Below are 25,443 nucleotides of genomic sequence, written 5' to 3' on the forward strand. Positions count from 1 at the left end.
TGCTCTCCCTAAGAAGAGTGCAAGTGAAATACTTATTCTAATCTTTGTTGATGTTCAATTTCTCATATCCTACTTTATTAAAGATTTTTTCATTGAAACTACTAATTATATTACTAATAATACCTCCTATTATTGCAGGTATAATCCAATTGAATCCTAAACTAGCAAAAGGAAGGCTATGTATAAAACTTATTTTAACCCCTAAACCATCAATAACAGTAATAATACTTATAACTAAAGTTGCATATGCTGCACCCTTATAAGTAGAATTCTTAATAAATCTATTTTTAAAAGATGCCATTAAAACTAATACAAGAGTTACTGGATAAAGTACAGTTAATATAGGCGCAGCTATAGATATTATTCTATTAACACCTAAATTAGAAATAATAGCACTAAACACGCAAATAAATACCACTATATTTTCATATTTAATTTTTTTATTAGTAACATCTTCAAAATATTTAGCAGTGACAGATGTTAAGCCTATTGACGTAGTAAGACAAGCAAAAGCAACAACTAAACTTAATATAATTGCACCTTTGTCTCCTAATAATTGTTTTGTTATACTAATTAATAATGTAGTTTGAGATATATTCGCATCATACACATTAGATACAGTAGCTCCTAAGTATGTTAAACCACCATACACTATTATAAGTCCACTCCCTGCAACTACAGAGGCTTTTGCAGTAAGCTTTACAATTTCATTTTTGTCTTTATATCCTTTTGATAAAAATGTTGCCATAATAAATGCAGCAATTCCTCCTGCCCCAAGCGCATCCATAGTTTGATATCCTTGAGCAAGTCCATTTGAAAATAACACTTCTAAGTCAATAGCATTACTTAGTTTACCTAAAGGTGAAACTACTCCTTTTACTATTAATATGGCTAAAGCAATTAAAAGCATAGGCGTTAAAAATTTTCCTATAACATCTACAACCTTAGTTGGCTTTACGGTTAAAATAAGTGTCAAGCCAAAAAATAAAATTGAAAATATAATAGGATTAACAGAATTAAATACTGGATTAATACTCATTTCTAAAGTTGTTGCACCAGTTCTCGGAATAATAAGAATTGGACCTAGACAAAGCATTATAATAAATTCTAACCAAAACCCAAATTTCTTGCCTGCTCTCCCTAAAATTGCTTGATAAGAACCCGCCTTTGCAATTGCATTAATTGATAATAATATCATACCAACATCTGAAATGATAAATCCTAAGAAACTTATCACCCATCCATTCCCCGAGGCCATTCCTATATATGGTGGAAATATTAAATTTCCTGCTCCAAAAAACATTGAAAATATTGCAAAACCAATAATAATAATATCTGTATTTTTTCTCATAAACATCCCTCTTCCACTTTTATATAGAACAAAATCGCCAAGGCGACTTTAGAGCCGTCGATTTTTTTAGCCATACACCCTTTCCAAACACAGTGCAGGAATAATGGTGTGGCATATGATTATTTTTTATTCTTTAGGGGTACTCATCATACTTTTACAATACAGCCTCCTTAAAGTTATCCACAAATTCTTTAGTAATATAAATTCCTAAAGAATAAAAAAACCACATAGCATCAATCTATGTGGCTTATAACGAATTAATTTACATAACAAGTTAAGCTTATATTAGTCATCATAAAAAGCTTCTTAATAATTCACATTTATATTATATCATCTTGTATTATATATAGCTAATAAGGCTTTGTCAACTATAGGTATTAATTCTTTAAATTGTCAAATTATTATACTATTTTAGTAGTCCAATCCTCACAATTCCAAACTTCAGTAATAACATCTCTATAGAATTCTGGTTCATGGGATACTAATAATATTGAACCTTTATATTCTTTTAATGCTCTTTTTAATTCTTCTTTAGCTTCCACATCTAAGTGATTTGTAGGTTCGTCTAAAATTAATATATTTGTTTCATTATTTAATATTTTGCATAATCTAACCTTTGCAGCTTCTCCACCTGATAAAACTCTTATTTGAGATTCTAATTGTTTTGTTGTAAGTCCACATTTAGCAAGTGCTGCTCTTATTTGATATTGAGTAAATCCAGGGAATTCTTGCCAAACTTCGTCTATACATGTATTTCTATTATCAGTTCTATCTTCTTGTTCAAAGTACCCTATGTATTGGTAATCACCTAAATTAGCTTCTCCACTTAATGGTTTTACAATTCCAAGTAAACTTTTTAAAAGTGTTGATTTACCAAGTCCATTAGCTCCAACTAGTGCAATCTTTTGTCCTCTTTCCATATATAAGTTTAATGGTTTTGTAAGAGGTGAATCATATCCTATAACTAAATCTTTAGTTTCAAAAATAACTTTACCTGAAGCTCTAGCAGCTTTAAAGTTAAATTCTGGCTTTGGTTTTTCTTTTGATAATTCAATTACATCCATTTTATCTAATTTCTTTTGTCTAGATTTAGCCATATTGGCAGTAGCAACATTAGCTTTATTTCTAGCAACGAAATCTTCTAATCTCGCTATTTCTTTTTGTTGTTTTTCATATGCAGCTTCTAACTTTCTCTTATTTTCTTCATAAAGTCTTTGGAATTCATCATAATCTCCAACGTATCTAGTTAATTTTCTATCCTCCACATGATAAATTAAATTAACTACAGAATTTAAGAATGGAATATCATGTGAAATTAATATAAAAGCATTTTCATAGTTTAACAGATATCTCTTAAGCCATTCTATATGTTCCTCATCAAGGTAGTTAGTAGGCTCATCTAAAAGTAATATGTCTGGTGTTTCTAATAATAATTTTCCTAAAAGTATCTTAGTTCTTTGTCCTCCTGATAAATCATCTACATCTCTATCAAGTCCTAAATCTAAAAGACCAAGACCTTTTGCAACTTCCTCTACTTTTGGATCAATAACATAGAATCCATTATGATCAAGCATATCTTGAATTACAGCAGTTCTTTCAAGCATTTTATTTAATTCATCTTCAGTACAATCACCCATTTTTTCATATAATGAGTTCATTTCAGTTTCTAAATCAAAAAGATATTTAAATGCATCTCTTAATGCATCTCTTATAGTTTGCCCTTTAGTTAATGCTGCATGTTGATCCATATATCCAACTCTAACATTATTTGACCAACTTACTTTACCTTCATCTGGTTGAAGTTTTCCTGTTACTATATTCATGAAAGTTGATTTACCTTCACCATTAGCACCAATAAGTCCAACGTGTTCTCCTTTTAATAATCTAAATGATACATCTTCAAATATAGCTCTATCTCCAAAGCCATGATTCATTTCTTTTACAATAAGTACGCTCATTTATCTTTAATTACTGAAAATTTATAAAAGCTTTTGCCTATGTTTTAAATATGTATTGGTATGTAAAATATGTAGAGTTAAATTAAAACATAACCTTTATTTTAATTTGTTCTTTTATAATGTTACCTGATTTTCAGTAACTTTCTCCTTCCTTATTTATTAAGTATTCAATTTATACTTAACGCTGTAACTTGCGTTTTATTTTAGTTATCCAAATTAACATCTTTAAATAGTTTAAGTGATACAAACCCTCTATGTCAAAGGAAATTATATTTATTATATAAATATAACTTTTTATATAACTAAAAACAGTGTGTATTTAAACAAAATTTTTATGTATTTAAAATCTATAAAAAAATAAAATGTTGATATATCAATGATGCATGTATTACAATATAACTATTTATATGAAGAGAAAGGAACAAAAGAATGAATTATATTATATTGTTAATTGGCTTTGTCTTATTAATAAAAGGCGCCGATATTTTTGTAGATGGTGCTTCAGTAATAGCTAAAAAATTAGGAATACCAGCAGTTATAGTAGGACTTACTATTGTATCTATAGGGACAAGCGCTCCAGAGCTTGCTGTAAGCTTAATTTCAAGTCTTAATGGCAGTAATGAAATTGCAATTGGAAATGTTATTGGATCTAACATTTTTAATACGCTTATGGTACTAGGGACTACTGCTATAGTTTTACCCCTTATAATTAAGAAAGCAACAGTAAAAAATGACTTTTTAGTAAACACTTTAGTGACTATATTACTATTTTTATTTACATTTGATAGTTTGTTTATGTCTGACACTAATATAATATCTAGATTAGATGGATTTATCTTAATTTTAATATGCATATTTTATGTTGTAGTTTTAATAAAGAAATCAAAAAAAATGCCTAATGAATTGAAAAACTCTTTAGTAGATTTCAATGTTAATGTTAATATTTTACATAAAGTAATATTTATGATAATAGGTGTTGCTGGTATAGTTATCGGAGGAAATCTAGTTGTAGATTCAGCTACCAATATAGCGTATTCGCTTGGAATGAGTGAAAAGTTAGTTGGATTAACTATAGTAGCTGCTGGTACATCACTTCCTGAACTTGTAACATCTATTGTAGCAGCATTAAAAGGTGAAAATGATATAGCACTGGGTAATGTCTTAGGTTCAAATATATTTAATATATTGCTTATACTAGGTTTATCATCATTAATAAGCCCTATTCATGTTTCACAAGTTTTAATAACGGATTTTATTTACTTAATAGTTATTAACTTATTACTGGTAGGATTAGTTTTCTTTAACAAAGCAAAAGAAAAAAAATTAACAAGAATTGAAGGATTTTTATTAGTAGGATTATACATAAGTTATATGGCTTACATAATAATAAGAAATTAAAATAAAAAGTTCATGTTTTCTAAATGTTATGTTAGAATCATGGACTTTATTTTTTATCAACTATGTTTCAAATATTTGTTGATATATGCAATAGGTACAGTGGCATTGTAATTAGACTTTGAGAATAGTTAAGTGAGAATCAGAATTTTATATTCTGTCCATCGAACTTACTCAGCGAACATATAGGAGTCGAGCTTCCTCTTTTAATTCACATTTACTGCTTGTCTCAATTTTATATTGGGAGCAAGCTAAAATGGGACTATACTCATTTTTAGTATTCCTAAGTTTAATTACTCAGTCCACTTTACTTATGCATATATCAACACAATATTAAAACCTAAATATTTTTATAAAACTTTCTTTTCTATAAATGGATTAACATGAACCATACAGTGTTTTACATCTTTATTTTCTTCAATTATGTTATGAACATTCATAGCAATCTTATGTCCTTCCTCAACTGAAATATCTGATTCTACAGAAATTTCAACATCTACATAAATTTTACTAGCATGAAGTCTAGTTTTTAAATTATCTATATTTTTAACTCCATCAATTGAATGTATTGCTGCATTCATTTTTTTTATTGCATCATCACCAACAGATGTATCCATTAACTGATTTATACTTTGTTTTAAAATATCATAACTTACTTTTATTATTATAATACTTATTACTAGTGCTATTGCAGGGTCTAACATAGGAAATCCCATTCTAGCACCAATTATTCCTATCAAAGCTCCAATTGAAGAAAATGAATCACTTCTATGGTGCCAAGCATCTGCTTTTAATGATGTACTATTTATCTTTTTTGCATATTTTAATGTATACCAGTACATTGCTTCTTTTGATATAATAGATATTACTGCAGCAAATATAGCTAAACTTCCCGGAATTAAATAATTACCATATACTAAATTTTTTATTCCTGAAAATCCAATTCCTAATGAAACTAACAAAAGCATAATTCCTAAAAAAACAGAAGTTAAGCTTTCAAATTTTTCATGACCATAAGGATGTTCTTTGTCAGCTTTTTTACTTGACAATTTTAAACCTATTATAACGCCTATAGTACTAAATACATCAGACAAAGAATGAACACCATCAGCAATCATTGCCTTACTAGAAGCAATAATTCCAATTCCTATCTTTATAATAGATAATAAAACATTTCCTATTATAGTCACTATGCTTACCCTGTATCCAATCTTTAAACGTTCATTACTATTTAATTCTTTCATTTAAATATCCTCCACTTATTTTCAATTGAAAATAAAATAAATGTCTTATTTATTCGAATTAATATATAGTACGCTAAAGTTTAGGTAAATGTTAACTATTTAAACAAATAATTTTAGAAAATATTTATCAATTGATAATCAATGCCATGATGATAGTTACTTGAAAATTTGTTTAAAACGCTTATGAAACACTTTTTACAAATAAAATTTATAAACTAAAATGCGCTAAATGTAATATAGAAATTAAAGAGACAAAAAAACAGCAATAATTAATAGTATTATATATAATAATATCATTAATTATTGCTGCATTTTATTCTCAAGTACGCTTATTTTCTAAACGCATTTTTTTTATTCTTCTAAAATTAGTGATTTGGCGAGTTATAGTTGACACAAAAATCACACCTAATGCTAACATTCCTGCACTAGCTAAAGTACTCATCCCCACTTCTAGTGACCCCATAATATTGCCAGTTATTGTTTCGTACATTGTATAATACATTCCTGCACCTGGAACCAATGGGATTAACGCACAAATAACTATTGTTGTAACTGGTGTTTTTAATATTCTCGCACAAATTTCAGAATAAATACTAAAAACAACTGATGAGATAAACAATGATAAAACATTACTTACATTTAATTTTAAAAATAAAGAATAAACAAACCAACTTAAACCGCCACCAATTGCGGCAAAAACTAATTTCTTACCTTTTATATTAAACATAATCCCAAAGCCAAATGAAGCTACAAATGAAACTAAGGTTTCTTTAATCATTTACATTCCTCCCAATGCATTTATAAAGATACTTAAAATACCTCCTGTACCAACAGCTATTGAAACAGCTACTAAAAATGCTTCAAGAGCTTTTGTCATACCAGATACTAAATCTCCTGCAATTGTATCTCTAATAGCATTAGTGATAGTTAAACCTGGTACAAGTAACATTATAGCACCAATAATTATTTTATCTAAATTAGATCCTATATTAAGTTTAATAAATATTATCGCTAAAAATGCACATATTGCACCACATAATGAATTTATAAAAAATTCATTAATATTTAACTTTTGACAAGTATTAATTACTATTTTTATTATTAATCCAACTAAAGTGGCTACTATGAAATCTTTACTATTTCCTCCAAAAAGCACAGCAAATGAGCCTGCAGAAATAGCTGACCAAAAAAAAGTATAAAGATTAGAATACCTATCTCCTTTGGATATTTCTATAAGTTGTTTATTAAAATCATCAATGCTTAAAGATTCAATTTGTGTTTTTCTTGCAAGATCATTGATTTTATCTATCTTATTTAAATCTACCCCTCTAGATGTAACTCTTTTAAGTAATGAGGCAACTTCATTTTCATGTGAAATAGATACCATAATTCCTGTCGGTATAACAAAGCTATCTGCTTGCTCTGCCCCAAAAGAAGTGCAAATCTTACAAACAGTTTCTTCAACTCTATAAGTTTCTGCTCCACTTTCTAGCATTATTTTTCCTGCAAATGTAGATACTTGAAGTAATTTATTTAAATCCATTTTTATACCCTCATGTAAAAATTATTATACATTTTATTATGCCCATTTTAATCTAATAAATGATATATATTTTTAGTACAAACTAACTGATGAGAGTATTATATCACAAAGCATTTTCTTATTATATAAGTAATTATTTAAATTATAATAGTTTTATTTATACACATCTAAAATTATCCAAATTTAAATATATATCGTTTTTATTATTAGTATATTAAAAATGCATGCATTTTTTTCTTACTTGACATTAATTTTTCAAGTGTTATTATAAAAATATCAAATTCCATATTTTATTAAAAATACATTAAAAAGGGGGTTATATGAAATATGATGACATTAGAGAAATTTGAACAAGCATATGAGACAGTACAAAAAGTAATATTACAAACAAAACTAGTTTATAGTGATTATTATTCTGATCGTACTGGAAATAAAGTATACTTGAAACCTGAAAATTTACAAAAAACTGGGGCATATAAAATTAGAGGTGCTTATTATAAAATTAGCACTCTTACCGATGAAGAAAGAAATAAAGGCTTAATAACAGCATCTGCTGGTAATCACGCTCAGGGGGTTGCATATGCTGCTCAATTATATAATGTAAAATCTATAATTGTTATGCCTACTACTACCCCACTTATAAAAGTAAATCGTACAAAAGCATATGGTGCTGAAGTAATATTATATGGTGATGTTTATGATGAAGCTTGTAATTATGCTTTAGAACTTGCAAAAGAAAAAAGCTATACATTTATTCATCCTTTTGACGATTTAGATGTTGCAACTGGTCAAGGTTCTATCGCTATGGAAATATTTAAAGAATTACCTACTGTTGATATAATTTTAGTTCCAATTGGCGGTGGCGGACTCGCAACTGGTGTTTCTACATTAGCTAAACTTCTTAATCCTAATATTAAGGTTATAGGAGTTGAACCTTATGGGGCTAATTGCATGGAAACTTCACTAAAAGCTGGACATGTTGTAACCCTTCCAAAAGTTGATACTATCGCAGATGGTACTGCTGTAAAAACTCCCGGATCTGATATTTTCCCATATATACAAGAAAATATTGATCAAATTATTACTATTAAAGATCCGGAATTAATAGTTGCATTCTTAGACATGTTAGAAAATCATAAAATGCTAGCAGAAAATTCTGGTTTATTAACTGTTGCTGCCTTAAAACACTTAAATATAAAAGGTAAAAAGATTGTATCAATTATAAGTGGTGGAAACATGGATGTAATAACTTTTGCCTCATTAGTGCAACATGGTTTAATAGAAAGAGAACGTATATGTACTTTATCTGTTTTGCTTCCTGATAAACCTGGTGAATTAACAAATGTATCTAAAGTAATTGCTGAAGCTCAAGGAAATATAATAAGACTTGATCATAATCAATTTGTTAGTATTAATAGAAATAGTGCTGTTGAGCTTGAAATAACTATGGAAACTTTTGGTCCTGAACATAAAGATTCAATAATAAAAGCATTAAAAGATAAAGGATATGATCCTAATGTTTTAAAGCCTAAGAATATTTATCAATAAATATTTTTTAATTTAAGTTAATACTTTTATTAAATATCAATTAAATTAAGGCATAAGTTAATTTTTATTATAAAATACTTACTTGTGCCTTAAATTTTAAAAAGCTTATTCAATTATATGTACTTTTTCTATAGTAGAATATAGTACTGGGACTAATTAAAAATATAATAAATCAAGTTAGAAAATCTAATTCCTTTTTATATAATCTTTAAGTTTATCCTCTGCTAAAAAACTTATTTCTTGATGACAATGATTCAATTCATTTAACTCTCCTGTTTTTATAAAAAGTATCTCTTCTGCAATTTCAGAACACTTGCATAAAAAATCATCATAATTATTAGAACCTAAATTTTCTAATTTATCATTTATTGGCTTTGGAATATGTAATTCACTTGTGTCTTCAAATCCATATAGCTCATAAGCTTCTAATTTATCAACTAAATCCATAACAATTGCTATTATTTCACTTATTTCAAATATATCTATTTTCATAATATTCTCCTAATTAATTTTAATATAATAAGACATCTAAATTATACCTTGAGTTTTAAATCTCTAATATATAATTCCTTTTAAATATAGCATTAACATTATTTATTACTAGTATGTTCAAACATTATTTTAACATATTTTTATATTCATAAAGTAATTCTTTGATTTAAAGTAGAAATTTCTTTAAACCCAATGGTAACAAAATTATTATAATTTACTATTTTTCAAATAATTACATTCATTTTTATATATTTTGTAAAAATTTATAGTGAACTTGTTGAAGTGAACAATGAACAATGGTAATCTTATATTGTTCATAAATTGAACGTAATGAGAATTTAATAATTATTTATAAATGAGAGGATGAAATCAAATGGAAGATATGAGTTATTGGAAAGAAGTTTGGGAAAGAAAAGGAAGAGATACTACAAGAAAATTAGAAGTATTAGATGGCTATGAAAGTACTACTGCAAATGTAGCAAAAATAGCAAAAAATATTATTAAAGAATTAGATATTAAAGAAACTGACACTGTTTTAGAAGTTGCATGTGGTGCTGGTGGCCTAGCACAATATATTAATTGTAAATCATATGTTGGAGTTGATTATTCAACTTCCCTTGTAAAAAAACATATTGAATTACTTAATAATTCTGTATTGCATGGGGAAGCAAGTAACCTAATTTTTAAAAATAATACATTTGATAAAGTTTTTTGCTTTGGTGCATTTCATTACTTTCCAAATCAAGACTATGCACAAAAAGCAATTGATGAAATGAAAAGAATTGCTAAAAAAGCTATATTTATAGGGGACTTGCCTATAACTTCGCATAGAGAACAACACTTACTATACAATAAAGATAATTTTAAAGATTGGAAAATCACTGATGGATATTATAATCCTTGCAGATTTAATGTTTCATTAAAATTAGACTAACTTAAACAAAATAAAGTTAGATTATCTTAAAATTCAGCTTTGCTTTAGCAAAATTTTATATAATCTAGCTTTATAGTTAATTAATCATTTATTTTATATATGTTGAAATGTATCTAGCATTTTTGTCTGTTATAATATCTCCCATTCTTGTATATATTCCTGAAAACTTATCATTTGTTATATAAGCTCCTAAAATAGGAAATTGGTATTTATTTTCCTTAGTAATAACAGAATGTAAATCTATCTTAACTGGTTTTATATTCACTCTATCTTGAAATATCACATCATCATTTTGATTATATGTACACTCATAATCTAAGTTTATTCCATCCCCTTCTCGTGACAAATATGGTTTAATTAAATAATCACATGAAAGCTTTTTATCTTTTTCTAAAGACGTATATGGAATATATTTTACTATAAAATCTTCTTCCTCTTTTGATATAATTCCTTTATTAATAATTTCATGTAAAACTGCAAAAAATGCTTTTGATTGAACTATAAGAGTATGACCTGAATTAATTAAATAAACTTCATCACTTAAGGGTTCTATTAATTTTTTCATTTCTTCATCATAATAAAACCAATCTAATGGATAATATCTATATATAGCATGAATTTCTGCTCCATAAAGATATATCTTATGATTTTTAACATCTAAATCATATATGTTTCCAAATATAATATTATAGTTATCTAATTCTTTTAAAATTTCACATATTATATTTGTTGTATATATATCTTCATAATACCACGAAGTTACAACTGCAATATTTTTAACTTCTTTTAGTTGTTTTATTTCCTCTATAATATAAATTAATGTATTTTTTACATCACTCCTTAAATTCTCATTTGGATTAATATATTTCAAATTAAATCTTCTTTGCATTATTGAATTTATGCCTATAGATTCTACAATTCCTGCTGGTGTTTCTGAATTAAATTCTAATATCTTTAAATCCCCATAGTTATCTAATGCAAAATCAATTCTACCTAATGCACAAAGAGTAGATGTATAAGATTGAGATACCATTTTATACAGCTCTTCAGGTATACCCAAAATCGGTCCAAAAAGTTTAATATTTTTTTGAATATATGGATATATTTTTTTTAATATTTCACAAAAATTACTACTTGTTATTTTTATTTCATCATATAACTCATTTTTCAATATCATTATATCTAAAGAAACATACTCATTAATATTAGAATATGCTCCAGTAAAATTATACTTAAATGAAAGTTTCTCATTTAGTTCTTCATATATTTTAGCTCTACTTTTTTCACTAGTAAAACTATTTTTTTCTATTTTTAGTGGATAATCGTTTGTTCCCAAAGGTGACATCCATGTATAATTATCATCTGTTAAGAATTCTTTACTCCATCTAACAAGAAATCCTTCAACCTTTTTATCCATTATATAAACACCAAAATTTCCATATGCTAATATGGGTATATTCGTATTTTTAAAATCTGGAGCATACGTATATTCTTGTCTTATATTAATTAACTTTTGGACTATATGAATCTTATCTTTTTTTAAAATATTATTTATTTCTTCTGTCCATGCATTATCTTCATAAGACTTGCCGATATAAACTTCTTGACTATACCTTCCAAGAGAAGACTTTACTACATAACTATCTTTATTATCTATAGTGTTTATTAAATTTTTAGATTTCAGTATTTCTGTATATGGTATACTTTTTCTTATTATATTTTTGTCATCTTCACAAATAAGATTAGAATTATTTTTAATTAAATCCCATAAGTAAGCAAAAAATCCTTTTGCCTGAATTGCAATTATTCTAGGATCATTTATTATCAAAACTTTACCTTCATTAAATGAATCTAATATATCTTCTATATTATTGATTTCACAAAAAAATTCTGTTGGAAACAATCTTAAAATAATTTGTAATTTTATTTTAGAGTATCCATATACATATCCGTCTTTAACACTCAAATTATTATTTCCAACTTGTACTATATTTATATTTGTATTCTTTAAAATCTCCTTAAAATAATAACTATGATGCAATTCTTCATAATGACAAGGATCAATTAAAAATCCTATATTAACTTTTTCATTTCCATCACAATATACATCACTTATTTTAAGTAATGTATTAACTAACTTTTTAATAAACCCTTCATTTAAGTTTCCATTAAAATTACATCTCTCCGCTAAATGAATCTCTTTTTGTCCACAAGGCTTATCATAATTAAATTCTGCAAAATAAACATGGTTATTAATATCTATAAATGTGTCATATCTACTCCAATACATGGGAGATATAGGACACTTTAAATTAAATATCTTATCCCTTAAAGGAAAATCATCAAAATACTCTAAAAGTTTTTTATGCTTTCCATTTATATTTTCTAATATATCTAATGCCATATGATTAATTTTCTCACTGTAAAAAATCATATCTTCACATATATTCTTATCAATAAAAAATGGTATTTGTGAATGAACATATTCCTCTCCTAAAGAACTAACCATATAATTATTAAATAAAATATCCTCAGTATACTTTAATTGATTTTTCATATTTTTTACCATCCTATTTTTTAGCTTGAAGAACTTCCACCTTTTACACCAGAATATCCTGAAGATTTAGATGTAGATGACTTAGTCACACTACTTTTTTTACTGTTAGATGATTCTCCACTACGAAAAGAATGCCAAGCATGTGAATTATGAGTTGATGTAGTTGTTCCATTTTCCTCTTCATCATCTTCATCCTTTTGATTTACATTATTACATCCTAATAGTATATTAGGGGCTGTAACCATAAATGTAGAAGCTATTGCTATTGATAAAGCTCGTTTTTTATTTTTCTTAAAACTGTCCATTATTTTTCCATCCTTACTATCTTTACATTGATTTCATTCTTAAAATAGTCTATGTAATTCATTAAATCCTCTTTTATATTGTCTTTTGTAAAAACTACTATCCTATTATATCCTAATCTTTTTAAAATGTTAGAGTTTGGAAGATCTTCCTCACCAACTGCATATTGATTATTTAACTTATCATATATTTTTTTCACATCTAACTCTTCATTATATCTATCATATGGAATAAGCATAATATATTTTTTACTTTTTACCTCGTTTAATTTTATACCAGTATTTATAAGCTTACTTATATTGTTTCTACTTCCTACAATTCCAAATGGATGAAATAACAAATTAATATTTAATATAGGCTTTATTAAATAATTATTATTTAATTCTAAAGATAAATCTAAAATTTCATCCAAAGGTAAATCAATAATAATAAAGCATTCTTCGTTATATTCATCTAGTATTTTTCTTACTACTTCTTTTTTAGTCTCACTTTTATAATCGTCCAAAACAAAATCTTCATAAGTTTGTAGAGAAACAAATGGCGTACTTCTAAAAAAACACCTGAATTCTCCTAAATTACTTCTCCAAATTCTATAGATATTTCTTAAATCAACTTCTTTTAAATTCATATTTTTACCTTTCATAAGTTACTGAATATATCCCATCAAGAGATATATAATGCTTATGTCCATCTTCATTTATAAATACGAAATTATTTGCTCCGCACTCATCTTCACATACTTGTCCATTAAAACTAATATCAGGTCTTGACCTTTTCCACGAATCAACATCAAAATAAAAATTTATTTCTACAGCACATGCTAAAAATCCATAGTCCAACTTATAAAGTATTGCAAAATTATTTTTAGTAGAAAATAGTTGCCTATAATTTTTATTTTCTATTATTGTATCAACCGCTATAAGTTCATTATATAAATTAGTTACTTCTCCTTCTAGAACTTCTATTGGTTTATCTTTATACCATTCATTAAGTGTTTTATATATATAAATCTCCACATTTTCCTCCAAAATATAATATTATATGCAATATTATACCTTATCTGTTAAAAAAAAATATAGAATACATTAAATATATCCTATATTTTTAAATTATATATATTTTTTACATCATATATTCCTCTAATATCTTAGCAAACTTATTCATGTCTTCTGGATATACCTCACCAATATTAGCTACTCTAAATGTATTTTTTGATGCTATTTTTCCTGGATAAATTGTAAAACCCCTTTCATATAAATAATCATGAAGTTCTTTAAAATCGTATTTCTCTATCCGAGGTTCAATAATTGATGTTAATAGCATAGAGGAATTTTCATCATCTATTAAACGTTTTAAATTTAGTTTATCTAGGCAATCCCAAAGTATTTTACAACACTCTTTATATCGTAAATTTCTCTTTTCGATGCTTTCTTCTTTTATTTCTATTATAGCTTGCTTCAATGCATAAAGTACTTGTACAGGTGGTGTAAATCTCATTTGAAAATTATCTTTAAAGTTCTCATATTGCTTATATAAATTTAGATATAAGTTTCGTATTTTTTTATTTTTAATACTATCCAATGATTTTAGATTAGCAATTACAAAACTTATTCCGGCCATCCCCTGTATACATTTATTAGAACTAGATGCTAAATACTTTATATTCATTTCTTTCATATTAATAGGTATTCCTGCAAATGAACTCATTGCATCAACTATCATTTCTATGTTATATTTTTTACAAATTGATCCTATTTCTTTTATATCATTTAATAATCCAGTAGTAGTTTCATGATGCACTACTGCTAAATGAGTTATTTTCTTTTTGCTATATTTAATTACCTCTTCTAGCCTAATAAAGTCTATAGTATTTATAGGCGAACTACAAAATCCTATATAATTTAAATTATATACTTGTGCAATTTCACACATTCTTTTTCCATAAGCACCATTGTTAATTATTAAAATAATGTCTTCATCACTCATAACAGAACTTATTATAGATTCAACTGCTGCTGTACCTGATCCTCCAAATAATATTGTAGAATATTCAGAATTAGATCCAACTATGTTAGTTAATTCATTTGATATATATTCCATAACACTTCCGAATTCTTTTTCCCGTGGACATATATCTGGTACAACTTGCGCTAATTTAACAGTATCAGTTGTTGTAGCTGGACCTGGATTAAGCAATATATTTCTTTTAATTGTCATCTTACTAATTCACCTCTAAATTCTTCATAAAACCTTCTTTATTTTCAATTGGTATTTGGGTTGGTCTACCAAGATTTTTTCTCGCACCCTTTTTTACCTTAATTTCTAATAATGTAGGACCCTTACTATTTTTTAATTTTTCTAAGCATATTATTAAATCTTCTTTTTTACTACAACTATATGCTTCACTATATCTTGCACCCTTTGCTAAAGCTAATATATCTATATCTAGCGCTACTGTTTCTTGACCTCCTACAGAGTCATGTGCACCATTGTTCATTACTATATGTTTGAAATTTTCTACATTTTCATGACCTATTGTTGTTATTCCACCTAGATGCATTAATAAAGCTCCATCTCCGTCTAAGCAATAAACATTTAAATTTTTCTTATTTAATGCTATTCCTAATGCTATTTGAGAAGCATGTCCCATGGAACCAACTGTTAAAAAATCTCTATCATGTTTTTCCTTTCTTTTTTCTCTTAATTCAAAAAGTTCTCTTGATAACATTCCCGTTGTAGATACTATTATGGACTTTTCATTAATATGTGATAGAATAACTTCCAATGCTTCTTCCCTAGTCATTTCAAAGTCATACAATTTATTATTTTTAAGTTTATATTCATTAAAAGTTCCTTTTTTTATCACTAGTGCATAAGGTTCTTTTTCTTTTTTCATATAATCATTAACATCTCTTAAAAAACTCTTCATTTCATCTTTACTTGTATCATCACTTAAAATTTTATATTTTATATTTAAAGTTTCTAATAATTTAGTAGTTATTAATCCTTGTTTTTTATGTTGTGGTTCATCCTTCTTACCAGGTTCCCCTCTCCATCCTATTACTAATAACATAGGAATACTATAAACTAATTTATCACTTAAAGATGTAATTGGATTAATTGTATTACCAAGTCCTGAATTTTGCATGTAAACAAGTCCTATTTTTCCTGTTGCTAAATGGTAGCCTGAAACTAATCCAACTGCATTCCCTTCATTAGCTGCTATAATATTGTTTTTACTGATTGTATTATCATTAACATATGCACAAAAAGATTTTAATAATGAATCTGGCACCCCTGTAAAAAATTTTATATCATTATCTATTAACTCTTTATAAAATTCTGACACATCTAACATCCTTATTTCCCTCCAGGTATTAAAGTTAGTATTTCTTTTATTGCCATACAATTTTCTGAAGCTTCTTTAGAACGTTCATTTTCTAAAATACTTTTTGCTGTACTCATCATAGCTGGATAAGCACTTCTTATTAAATGATTTGCATATATAACAACATTAACTCCTAAATGTGATAATTCTTCTTCTGTAATAAAATTATATGAAGTTGGAACTACTATAAGTGGAACCTTATTTTCAAAATCACTATACTGTTTACAAAATTCTATTATTTCTTTTCCATCACTTTCTTTACTATGAATCATTATTCCATCAGCACCGGATTGTATATAAGCTTTTGCTCTAAATAAAGCATCACCAAGTCCAGCTTTAGTAATTAAACTTTCAATTCTAGCTATAATCATAAAATCATTTGTTACTCTTGCATTTCTTCCTGCTCTAATTTTGCTGCAAAAATTTTCTACAGTATCTTGCTTTTGCTCTACGTCCGTTCCAAACAAAGAATTTTTTTTAAGTCCAATTTTATCTTCTATTATAATGGCTGATACCCCTAATCTTTCTAATGTTTTAACTGTATAAACAAAATGCTCTACTTTTCCACCAGTATCTCCATCAAGTATTATAGGTTTTGTAGTTACTTCTAAAATATCATTAATTGTATTTAGTCTTGATGTCAAATCAACAACTTCTATATCAGGTTTTCCCTTTGATGTTGAATCACAAAGTGAACTTACCCACATACCATCAAATTCTTTTATCTTTCCTTCCTTTTCTACTTTTGTTTTCTCAACTATTAAACCAGTAAGTCCATTATGTGCTTCAAGTATTCTAACTATCTTTTTTGAATACATTAACTCTTTGAGTTTTTTCATTCTCATTTGAGGGGTTGTCCCTATTCCACTTAACTTTTCTTCTAATTTAGTAATTGATATTCCCTCAGTGTACTTTATTTCTACTAACTTTCCATCCCATTCCTTAATGACATCTATAATTCTTTTTCTAAATTTATTTTGAAATCCACTTTTCCAATCGTCACCATGCAAAATATAATCGGGTTTTAATATCTTAATATTTGCTACTTGATCTAATGTGTCTTGAGGAATTACCTTTGAAACACCTTTTATATTTTCAATCACCATTTTTCTTTCTTCATAACTCATTATTGGTTTTCTCCAATATCCTGCAATAACATCATCAGTATGAAGTCCTATTATTACTTTTCCTAAATTTCTTCCTTCATTAATTATATTTAAATGACCATGATGTATTATATCTCCACTCATTGCTATATAAACTGTTTTCATAAACTCATCCCTTCTATTCTTCACCATTAACATACAATCTAGGAATTATATATTCCTTAACTCTTTTTAAATGTTCTTTATTATCAATTTCTGACCATATTAAATTTTCAATTTTTAAATACCCAATCTTTCTCATCTTTGCAACATCAAATAATATATATTCATAGTCACATTTCTGCATTTTGGATTTATTAAATTGCTTTATCATTTCCCTATATAAATTTAATGATATTTTAGATATCCCAACTAATTCTCCATATATATTTTTTATTTCTTCTTTAATTTTAGAAATTTTATATAAGTTATTATTTTTAATCTCAATGTAGCATTCATCGCCACTATTAGTTAAATTGCTAATAATTACACAATCATCAGAAGCATATTCAATTGCATCTTTTAATGCTTTAATTTCATAAATAAGATCACCCTCTAATAATAAAAAATCATCAACAATTAAATTTTTTAATGTAGCCAATGAAGCCATACTACCAGTAGTTATATATTTATCATTTCTTTTGACATATAAATCTACCTCTTTTTCACATAACTTATCATAAAAATTTCCTAAATGTCCTGTAACTAAATATATTTTCTTTATTCCTGCTTGCCTTAATTTAGATATTGATCTTTCAATTAATGTTTTTTCATTTATGCATATAAAGCCTTTGGGTATTTCATCATTTGTTATTTCATATAATCTTTTTCCCATTCCTGCAACTAAAATAACCGCAGTATTTATTTTTCCCATAACACTCCCCCTTTTGTTCATTTATTGAACAAAATTATATTATCATTATTCACTGTTCAATACAATATGTTCATGTAAATTTTTTACTTTTATACAAAATAAAAAGTCATATAGAGTTTAAAAATATATTTCATATCTTTAAACTCTATATGACTTAAAGTTTTATATTTTTAAAGTCACATATAATCTTTTGTATTTATTTTTAAACCTTTTTTCTTTAAATTTGCTTCTACTATTTCTTTTATAATAGAATATACTACTGCAAATAAAGGTACACCTATAATCATTCCTATTAATCCCAAGAATTTTCCTGCAAATAATATTGAGAATAATATCCAAAAAGCAGATATTCCTATTGAATCTCCCAATATTTTAGGTCCAATAATATTTCCGTCAATTTGTTGAATTATTAATATTATTACTAAGAACCATAATGCTTTTACTGGAGATACAAATAAAATTATTATAAATGATGGAACAGCTCCTATAAATGGTCCAAAGAATGGAATAATATTAGTTATACCCACTATTACTGATATTAATATAGCATATGGCATACTAAATATAGTTAATATTATAAAAGTTAATACTCCTATAATAAAAGAATCTAATATTTTTCCCATTAAAAACTTTCCAAATGTATCATTACTTCTGTGAGTTATTTCTATAATTTTTTCTGCAGCCTTTCTGTAAAAAACAGCATATGTTACTTTTTTACTCATTGCACAGAATTTTTCTTTATCAATTAGTAAATATATTGATATTATTACGCCTAGAACAATATTCCAAATACTAGATGCTATTTTAGTAACAAAGCTTCCTAAAACAGGTAATAAATTAGTTGCAATCTTTATTATGTAATTAATAAATTCATTAAAATTATTATTTATTAAAGGAAGATATTCTTCTGAAATATTTAAATCTAGCATTAATTCATTAATAAATTTTGTTGATTCATTAATAAATTTAGGAACATCATTCACTAATCCTATTATACTTTGTATCAATTGTGGCAATACAAAGTGTATAAAAAGAGCAATCAATAACATAGCTGTTATATATGTAATAAATAAACTTAATCCTCTCTTTCCTTTAAAACTAAGAGATTTTAATTTATTATATTCACTTATTTTTCTTTCATAAAATTTTAATATAAAATTTAATATATACGCCATTGAAAATCCTATTATAAATGGTTGTAATATAACTATTATTCCACTTATTTTTCCTAATAATGATCCAAATTCAGATATAGATAAGTAAAATATAATAATTGCACTTACAACTATAAAAGAATATATTGATATTGTGTTATATTTTTCATTCCAATTAATTTTCATTTTTCCCTCTCTTTTGTAGTAGTTATTTAAATAATACTACTATGTAATCATTATAGATTTTTTACATATAGCTTTCAACAAAATTCTCATTAACTTAATTATAATTATGAACTATATACAAAATATAATACAAAATTCAAGATATAAATTAATAACTTAAATTGATCTATACAATTATCTTTAGTAATTCATCTAAATCTTTAACTATATAAGTTGCACCTGCTTCTTTTAATTCATCATAATTTCCATATCCATATAGTACCCCAATACTATCAATGTTAAATTCTTTTGCTCCAATAATATCGTGTTCTCTATCCCCTATCATAACAACATTCGATAAATCAGTGATATTATTTTCTGATAAAACGTATTCTATGACTTCACTCTTTTTAGAACGAGTTTCATCCATATTACTACCACCAATAAAAGTAAAGTATTTTGATAAACCAAAATGGTCAAGTATTTTTTCTGCAAAAAACTTAGGTTTTGATGTTGCAACCATAAGAGTTTTTCCTCTGTCTTTTAATGATTTTAGAAATTTCTCCATTCCTTCATATACATCATTTTCAAAAAGACCCACACTTGCAAATCTTTCTCTAAACTTCTCTATAGCCTCTACTGTTTTTTCTTCATTAAATCCATAATACAAATTAAAAGTATCTTTTAATGGTGGACCTATAAATTTAGTTAGTGTATTTATATCTTCAACATTAATTCCAAAATGTTTTAATGAATATTGTATTGATTTTGTTATTCCAATCATAGGGTCAGTTATTGTTCCATCTAAGTCCATAAAAATATAATCATATTCTTTATTCAAAGTCATCCCTCCAAATTAATATTCTTTCTAGAATATTATATTAAAATTTTAATAATAGTACAAAATAAAACTAGAATTATTTATATTTTTTTTGTTATTATAATATATAGACAATTTTTTACTATATAAAGATAGGAGAGGTTTTTTATGATTGATCTATGCACTTTAGGGACAATAGGTGGAATGCCTATGGTTGATAAATTTTTATCTTCTACTTTGATAAACATAAATGGTAGAAAAATTTTAATTGATTGTGGTGAAGGTACACAAGTTGCCATGAGAAAAATAGGTTGGGGGTTTAAATCTTTAGATTTAATTTGTATAACTCACTCTCACGGCGATCATACAATAGGATTACCTGGATTACTTTCTACAATAGGTAATTGTGGTAGAAGTGAAAAAATTACAATAGTTGGACCAAAAGGAATTAAAGAAATTGTTAATGGTTTAAATGTTATAAACCCATATCTTCCTTACGAACTAGAAATTATTGAATTAGAAAATAATGAGTTAAAATTTTTAATAAATACAAATGGTACTTCTTTATGTGAAAATGATGATAAGTGTAATCTTATATTATCTTCATTAGAAGTTGAACATTCTGCTAAATGCCTAAGTTATAATTTTTATATCAAAAGATTCCCTAGATTTTCTGTAGATAAAGCTATTAAAAATAATGTACCTAAAACTTTATGGAACAAACTACAAAGTCAAGAAACTATAAATTATAATAATAGGATATATACCCCTGATTTAGTTCTTGATAATGAGCGTAAAGGCATTAAAATATCATATGTAACTGATACAAGACCAACTAATGCTATTCCTGATTTTATCAAATATAGTGACTTGTTTATTTGTGAAGGTACTTATGGTAGCGATGAAGATATAGAAAAAGCTATAAAAAATAAACATATGACATTTAGAGAAAGTGCAACCTTAGCTCAAAATGGAGAATGTAAAGAATTAATTTTAACTCATTTTAGTCCTGCATTATCTAATCCTGAAAGTTATATCTATAATGCAAAAGAGGTTTTTGAAAATTCCAATGTTGCTCATGATGGTTTAATTAAAAACCTAAAGTTTATAGATTGAAAAATACTTTACAATTTTTAGTTTTACTTTTCCTTTATTAAAAGTTATAATATGTAAATATAAAAACTTAATTACTTTTTTTATTTCGAAGGAGAGATATGTGTGAATGGTATAAATATGCTTATTGAATTAATTGGGGGCTTGGGGCTATTTCTCTTTGGTATGAAGCTCATGGGAGACGGGCTTGAAAACGTTGCAGGTGAAAGATTAAAAGGTATTTTAGAAAAAGTAACAAATAATAAATACATGGGAGTTTTTATTGGAGCTCTCGTAACTGCTATAATTCAAAGTTCTAGTGCTACAACAGTAATGGTTGTTAGCTTCGTAAATGCTGGTCTTATAAATCTTATGCAAGCTACTGGCATTATCATGGGCGCAAATGTCGGAACAACTATAACAGCACAATTAATTTCTTGTAAATTAGATAATATTGCACCTTTATTTGTAGGTATCGGTTCAATATCACTCTTAGTTACAAGTAAGAAAAAGCATAGAGATATATCTTCCATAATATTAGGATTTGGTATACTATTCCTTGGAATGAATTTTATGTCTAATGCTATGAAACCGTTAGCTGAATCATCAATTTTTTCGCAAATTTTAGTTCTCGTTGGCAATAATAAACTCTTAGGAGTTTTATGTGGACTTTTAATGACTGCAATAGTTCAAAGTTCTTCTGCCACAACTGGTATCTTAATAGCCCTTGCTACAACTGGAGCTATTGATATGAATATTGCATTGCCTATTATATTTGGATGCAATATTGGAACTTGTGTTACAGCACTTTTAGCCTCTGCTGGTGGAAGCAAAACTGCTAGAAAGGCTGGCTTAATACATCTCTTTTTTAATATTATAGGTGTATTAATATTTACTCCATTTATAAATCCACTAATTTCATTTATAAAATATATTAACCCTACAGATGTTTCTAGACAAGTTGCAAATGCTCATACTATTTTTAATATTACAAGTACAATAGTTTTACTGCCTTTGTCAAAATATCTTGTTTTATTAGCAAATAAAATCTTACCTGGTAAAGATTCTTTAGAAACAGATGGATCAATTTATTTGGATAAAAATTTATTAGATACTCCTATTGTAGCAACTGGACAAGTTGTTAATGAAACAATTAGAATGGGTAAAATTGCACAAAAAAATATAGAATTAGCCATGAAAGCTTTTTTGATTGAAAATGAAGAATACATAAAACAAGTATATAGTAATGAGAAAATAATAAATACTTTAGAAAAAGAGATAACAGATTATTTAGTTCTATTATCAAATTATGAATTACCAGATACTGATAGTAAAATTTTAAGTACAAGCTTTCATATAATTAATGACATAGAAAGAATTGGTGATCATGCAAAAAATATAGTAGAATTGGCTACTGAAAAAATTGATGATCATATTAGAATTCCACAAGATGCTATTGAAGAACTTATGAGTATGTATGAGCAGACTCTTAATGCCTTAACTTTAGCTTTAAAGTGTTATGAAAACAGTGATTATACTAACGCTAAGCATGTAAAAGAAATTGAATTGAAAATAGATACTTGTGAAAAAACACTTAGAGAAAGCAATATAAAAAGATTAAATCAAAAAAAATGTTCAGCTAACTCTAGTACAATATTTTTAGATTTGATTAGTAATCTTGAAAGGATTGGTGATCACTCTACTAATATTGCCGAAAGAGTACTTTAATATTTTTATAATTTCCTAAAGAAGAAAAAAGCGACTGTAAATCAGTCGTTTTTTTCATATTTGCCTTTCTGAAAATATATAAACTTTCAAATTGTTCTATACTCTTTAAAATATACTTTTAAAGAGTATATTCTTTCTAAACATAATTACTGATATTTAAAATTAAAACACATGTTTTTATGTACTTTTAGTTTTTACATTAATATGATATACTATTTAAGTATTTTTACTATTAAATAATAGGGGGAGTTATTTAACTATGATACACATTTTAATAACAATATTATTTTTAACTTTAATTGGTGGACTTATAGGTTGGATTACTAATATTTTAGCTATAAAGTTATTATTTAGACCAATAAAACCTATAAAAATACCTATATTTAATATAGAAATTATAGGCCTTATACCAAAAAGACAAAAAGAAATTGCTAAAAATATTGGGCAAGTTATTGCAAATGAATTATTATCAGTAGATGATTTATTTAATGAAATAATAAAAGAAGAAGATAAAGAAAACTTTAATGAATATATAAAAAATAAAATAGTAAATGTAATATCAGAAAAAATCAATTTCATTCCTGCTCCATTTAATGTAATGATTAAAAGCTATATTGATGAAATTATTAATACTGAATTAAATCCTATTATCAACGATATACATAATACAATTATGTCAAAAGCTAAAGAAAAAATAGATATTGAAAAAATTGTTGAAGAAAAAATCAATCTTCTTGATTTGAATAAATTGGAAAGCATAATAATATCTGTTGCTAAAAAAGAACTTAAACACATTGAAATACTAGGCTTTATTTTAGGTGGTTTTATTGGAATAATTCAATCTTTAATAATACTTTTTATAAAATAAAATATAAAGTATTAGGCTTTGTTATAAATAATTAAAGATCAGATATTAAATAATAAAACTTTAACATCTGATCTTTACTCTATGTATTGCAAATTATCTATTAATATTTTTTAAATAAAGCTACGTATTCTTTCTAGTAACATACTAAGCGCAACTGTATTACATCCACCTTCTGGAATTATAATATCAGCTCTTTTTTTACTAGGGTCCACAAATTCTTCATGCATAGGTTTTACAGTAGTAAGATATTGATTAATAACAGAATCAAGATCTCTTCCTCTTTCTTGTACATCTCTTAATAGTCTTCTAATGATTCTAACATCAGCATCTGTATCTACAAATACTTTAATATCCATCAAGTCACATAATTCTTGATTTTCAAAAATTAATATTCCCTCAACTATTATTACTTTTGCAGGCTTGATCATAATTGTCTCACTTGTTCTAGTATGTTCAACAAATGAATATACTGGATGATTAATAGTTTCTCCATTTCTTAACATCTTAAGATGTTTTATCAGAAGATCAGTTTCAAAAGAATTAGGATGATCGTAATTTAATTTCTTACGTTCATCTAATGATATATTATCATTTGATCTATAATAATAATCATGAGAAAGTATAACTACATCATCACCAAATTCTTCTTTAATATTCAATGATAAAGTAGTTTTTCCTGACCCTGTTCCTCCGGCTATCCCTATTATCATTATATCTTGCATAATATAATTTCCTCCATATCGATTATGTTTAATTTATATTTAATATAAAATATTCTTATAAATTTATATATTTTTTTCCTATATAATAATAGCATAGCTATTATTATTTATCTATATTAAATTGTTTGTTTTAAAAAATAAGGAATAAAATAGCTATGCTGA

23 protein-coding genes are annotated in these 25,443 nt (G+C 26.1%); 6 read left to right on the top strand and 17 right to left on the bottom strand.

Translation table 11 applies throughout. The annotated features are described in order from the left end of the window. Positions 1–37: 37 nt before the first annotated feature. Both brnQ and NG901_RS03925 read right to left on the bottom strand, forming a co-directional pair. Complete coding sequence (gene brnQ, locus NG901_RS03920; RefSeq protein WP_252212444.1) at positions 38–1,351, bottom strand: branched-chain amino acid transport system II carrier protein; 1,314 nt, start codon at positions 1,349–1,351, stop codon at positions 38–40. A 401-nt stretch (positions 1,352–1,752) separates the two neighbouring features. Beyond that, positions 1,753–3,309, bottom strand: a complete 1,557-nt coding sequence (locus tag NG901_RS03925; RefSeq protein WP_252212445.1) for an ABC-F family ATP-binding cassette domain-containing protein — start codon at positions 3,307–3,309, stop codon at positions 1,753–1,755. 429 nt (positions 3,310–3,738) lie between these two features. Here NG901_RS03925 and NG901_RS03930 point away from each other — a divergent pair, with 429 nt between their 5' ends. Further along, positions 3,739–4,707, top strand: coding sequence for a calcium/sodium antiporter (locus NG901_RS03930; protein ID WP_252212446.1), 969 nt, complete (start codon positions 3,739–3,741; stop codon positions 4,705–4,707). A gap of 347 nt (positions 4,708–5,054) precedes the next feature. On the opposite strand, the gene NG901_RS03935 is transcribed toward NG901_RS03930, so the two are convergent. From NG901_RS03935 to NG901_RS03945, 3 genes are all read right to left on the bottom strand, one after another. After that, on the bottom strand, positions 5,055–5,948 hold the full coding sequence (locus NG901_RS03935; RefSeq protein WP_252212447.1) for a cation diffusion facilitator family transporter: 894 nt from the start codon (positions 5,946–5,948) through the stop codon (positions 5,055–5,057). A 319-nt stretch (positions 5,949–6,267) separates the two neighbouring features. Further along, on the bottom strand, positions 6,268–6,726 hold the full coding sequence (locus tag NG901_RS03940; protein WP_252212448.1) for a threonine/serine exporter family protein: 459 nt from the start codon (positions 6,724–6,726) through the stop codon (positions 6,268–6,270). Continuing rightward, positions 6,727–7,491 carry a threonine/serine exporter family protein gene (locus NG901_RS03945; protein WP_252212449.1) on the bottom strand — a complete coding sequence of 255 codons (765 nt, stop codon included), beginning with the start codon at positions 7,489–7,491 and terminating at the stop codon, positions 6,727–6,729. Between the two features lie 327 nt (positions 7,492–7,818). Here NG901_RS03945 and ilvA point away from each other — a divergent pair, with 327 nt between their 5' ends. Continuing rightward, a complete protein-coding gene (ilvA, locus tag NG901_RS03950) occupies positions 7,819–9,039 on the top strand; it encodes a threonine ammonia-lyase (protein WP_252212450.1) in 1,221 nt (406 codons plus the stop codon). A 186-nt stretch (positions 9,040–9,225) separates the two neighbouring features. On the opposite strand, the gene NG901_RS03955 is transcribed toward ilvA, so the two are convergent. Next, a complete protein-coding gene (locus NG901_RS03955) occupies positions 9,226–9,531 on the bottom strand; it encodes a hypothetical protein (protein WP_252212451.1) in 306 nt (101 codons plus the stop codon). Between the two features lie 373 nt (positions 9,532–9,904). Here NG901_RS03955 and NG901_RS03960 point away from each other — a divergent pair, with 373 nt between their 5' ends. Beyond that, a complete protein-coding gene (locus tag NG901_RS03960) occupies positions 9,905–10,465 on the top strand; it encodes a class I SAM-dependent methyltransferase (RefSeq protein ID WP_252212452.1) in 561 nt (186 codons plus the stop codon). Between the two features lie 88 nt (positions 10,466–10,553). Here NG901_RS03960 and NG901_RS03965 read toward each other — a convergent pair whose 3' ends face one another. From NG901_RS03965 to NG901_RS04010, 10 genes are all read right to left on the bottom strand, one after another. Then, entirely contained in the window at positions 10,554–13,022 is a 2,469-nt protein-coding gene (locus tag NG901_RS03965) for a glutathionylspermidine synthase family protein (protein ID WP_252212453.1), read from the bottom strand. 20 nt (positions 13,023–13,042) lie between these two features. Beyond that, positions 13,043–13,327 carry a hypothetical protein gene (locus tag NG901_RS03970; protein ID WP_252212454.1) on the bottom strand — a complete coding sequence of 95 codons (285 nt, stop codon included), beginning with the start codon at positions 13,325–13,327 and terminating at the stop codon, positions 13,043–13,045. Then, on the bottom strand, positions 13,327–13,968 hold the full coding sequence (locus NG901_RS03975; RefSeq protein ID WP_252212455.1) for a normocyte-binding protein: 642 nt from the start codon (positions 13,966–13,968) through the stop codon (positions 13,327–13,329). The genes NG901_RS03970 and NG901_RS03975 overlap by 1 nt, the downstream gene beginning before the upstream one ends. Continuing rightward, positions 13,958–14,341: a hypothetical protein gene (locus tag NG901_RS03980; RefSeq protein WP_252212456.1), complete on the bottom strand. Its 384-nt coding sequence runs from the start codon at positions 14,339–14,341 to the stop codon at positions 13,958–13,960. Before NG901_RS03980 ends, NG901_RS03975 begins: the two co-directional genes overlap by 11 nt. Positions 14,342–14,447: 106 nt before the next feature. After that, on the bottom strand, positions 14,448–15,542 hold the full coding sequence (locus NG901_RS03985) for a 2-aminoethylphosphonate aminotransferase (RefSeq protein ID WP_252212457.1): 1,095 nt from the start codon (positions 15,540–15,542) through the stop codon (positions 14,448–14,450). A 4-nt stretch (positions 15,543–15,546) separates the two neighbouring features. Next, complete coding sequence (gene aepY, locus NG901_RS03990) at positions 15,547–16,683, bottom strand: phosphonopyruvate decarboxylase (RefSeq protein WP_252212458.1); 1,137 nt, start codon at positions 16,681–16,683, stop codon at positions 15,547–15,549. Positions 16,684–16,685: 2 nt separating this feature from the next. Then, positions 16,686–17,984 carry a phosphoenolpyruvate mutase gene (gene aepX, locus NG901_RS03995; protein WP_252212459.1) on the bottom strand — a complete coding sequence of 433 codons (1,299 nt, stop codon included), beginning with the start codon at positions 17,982–17,984 and terminating at the stop codon, positions 16,686–16,688. Positions 17,985–17,997: 13 nt separating this feature from the next. After that, positions 17,998–18,732 (bottom strand): phosphocholine cytidylyltransferase family protein, encoded by a 735-nt coding sequence (locus NG901_RS04000; protein ID WP_252212460.1) that lies wholly within the window; start codon positions 18,730–18,732, stop codon positions 17,998–18,000. Positions 18,733–18,908: 176 nt separating this feature from the next. Next, the gene (locus tag NG901_RS04005) at positions 18,909–20,072 is read right to left on the bottom strand and encodes an AI-2E family transporter (RefSeq protein ID WP_252212461.1); all 1,164 of its coding nucleotides are present in this window, start codon (positions 20,070–20,072) and stop codon (positions 18,909–18,911) included. A 166-nt stretch (positions 20,073–20,238) separates the two neighbouring features. Then, positions 20,239–20,892, bottom strand: a complete 654-nt coding sequence (locus NG901_RS04010; RefSeq protein WP_252212462.1) for an HAD family hydrolase — start codon at positions 20,890–20,892, stop codon at positions 20,239–20,241. 147 nt (positions 20,893–21,039) lie between these two features. On the opposite strand from NG901_RS04010, the gene NG901_RS04015 reads away from it, so the two are divergent. The 3 genes from NG901_RS04015 (at position 21,040) to NG901_RS04025 (ending at position 24,559) form a co-directional block, all read left to right on the top strand. Further along, positions 21,040–21,987, top strand: coding sequence for a ribonuclease Z (locus tag NG901_RS04015; RefSeq protein WP_252212463.1), 948 nt, complete (start codon positions 21,040–21,042; stop codon positions 21,985–21,987). Between the two features lie 102 nt (positions 21,988–22,089). Then, positions 22,090–23,691, top strand: a complete 1,602-nt coding sequence (locus NG901_RS04020; protein WP_252212464.1) for a Na/Pi cotransporter family protein — start codon at positions 22,090–22,092, stop codon at positions 23,689–23,691. A 259-nt stretch (positions 23,692–23,950) separates the two neighbouring features. Continuing rightward, positions 23,951–24,559: a DUF445 domain-containing protein gene (locus tag NG901_RS04025; RefSeq protein ID WP_252212465.1), complete on the top strand. Its 609-nt coding sequence runs from the start codon at positions 23,951–23,953 to the stop codon at positions 24,557–24,559. A 110-nt stretch (positions 24,560–24,669) separates the two neighbouring features. Here the strand turns inward: NG901_RS04025 and udk are convergent, their stop codons facing one another. Then, complete coding sequence (gene udk / locus NG901_RS04030; RefSeq protein WP_252212466.1) at positions 24,670–25,281, bottom strand: uridine kinase; 612 nt, start codon at positions 25,279–25,281, stop codon at positions 24,670–24,672. Positions 25,282–25,443: the final 162 nt, after the last annotated feature.

Origin of the sequence: Clostridium sp. CMCC3677, from assembly GCF_023845585.1 — a bacterium.
In the GTDB taxonomy this organism is placed as follows: domain Bacteria; phylum Bacillota; class Clostridia; order Clostridiales; family Clostridiaceae; genus Clostridium; species Clostridium aquiflavi.

Coding starts and splice junctions, on each gene's coding strand:
- brnQ (WP_252212444.1), bottom strand. CDS start 1,351: ATGAGAAAAAATACAGATATTATTATTATTGGTTTTGCAATATTTTCA.
- NG901_RS03925 (WP_252212445.1), bottom strand. CDS start 3,309: ATGAGCGTACTTATTGTAAAAGAAATGAATCATGGCTTTGGAGATAGA.
- NG901_RS03930 (WP_252212446.1), top strand. CDS start 3,739: ATGAATTATATTATATTGTTAATTGGCTTTGTCTTATTAATAAAAGGC.
- NG901_RS03935 (WP_252212447.1), bottom strand. CDS start 5,948: ATGAAAGAATTAAATAGTAATGAACGTTTAAAGATTGGATACAGGGTA.
- NG901_RS03940 (WP_252212448.1), bottom strand. CDS start 6,726: ATGATTAAAGAAACCTTAGTTTCATTTGTAGCTTCATTTGGCTTTGGG.
- NG901_RS03945 (WP_252212449.1), bottom strand. CDS start 7,491: ATGGATTTAAATAAATTACTTCAAGTATCTACATTTGCAGGAAAAATA.
- ilvA (WP_252212450.1), top strand. CDS start 7,819: ATGATGACATTAGAGAAATTTGAACAAGCATATGAGACAGTACAAAAA.
- NG901_RS03955 (WP_252212451.1), bottom strand. CDS start 9,531: ATGAAAATAGATATATTTGAAATAAGTGAAATAATAGCAATTGTTATG.
- NG901_RS03960 (WP_252212452.1), top strand. CDS start 9,905: ATGGAAGATATGAGTTATTGGAAAGAAGTTTGGGAAAGAAAAGGAAGA.
- NG901_RS03965 (WP_252212453.1), bottom strand. CDS start 13,022: ATGAAAAATCAATTAAAGTATACTGAGGATATTTTATTTAATAATTAT.
- NG901_RS03970 (WP_252212454.1), bottom strand. CDS start 13,327: ATGGACAGTTTTAAGAAAAATAAAAAACGAGCTTTATCAATAGCAATA.
- NG901_RS03975 (WP_252212455.1), bottom strand. CDS start 13,968: ATGAAAGGTAAAAATATGAATTTAAAAGAAGTTGATTTAAGAAATATC.
- NG901_RS03985 (WP_252212457.1), bottom strand. CDS start 15,542: ATGACAATTAAAAGAAATATATTGCTTAATCCAGGTCCAGCTACAACA.
- aepY (WP_252212458.1), bottom strand. CDS start 16,683: ATGTTAGATGTGTCAGAATTTTATAAAGAGTTAATAGATAATGATATA.
- aepX (WP_252212459.1), bottom strand. CDS start 17,984: ATGAAAACAGTTTATATAGCAATGAGTGGAGATATAATACATCATGGT.
- NG901_RS04000 (WP_252212460.1), bottom strand. CDS start 18,732: ATGGGAAAAATAAATACTGCGGTTATTTTAGTTGCAGGAATGGGAAAA.
- NG901_RS04005 (WP_252212461.1), bottom strand. CDS start 20,072: ATGAAAATTAATTGGAATGAAAAATATAACACAATATCAATATATTCT.
- NG901_RS04015 (WP_252212463.1), top strand. CDS start 21,040: ATGATTGATCTATGCACTTTAGGGACAATAGGTGGAATGCCTATGGTT.
- NG901_RS04025 (WP_252212465.1), top strand. CDS start 23,951: ATGATACACATTTTAATAACAATATTATTTTTAACTTTAATTGGTGGA.
- udk (WP_252212466.1), bottom strand. CDS start 25,281: ATGCAAGATATAATGATAATAGGGATAGCCGGAGGAACAGGGTCAGGA.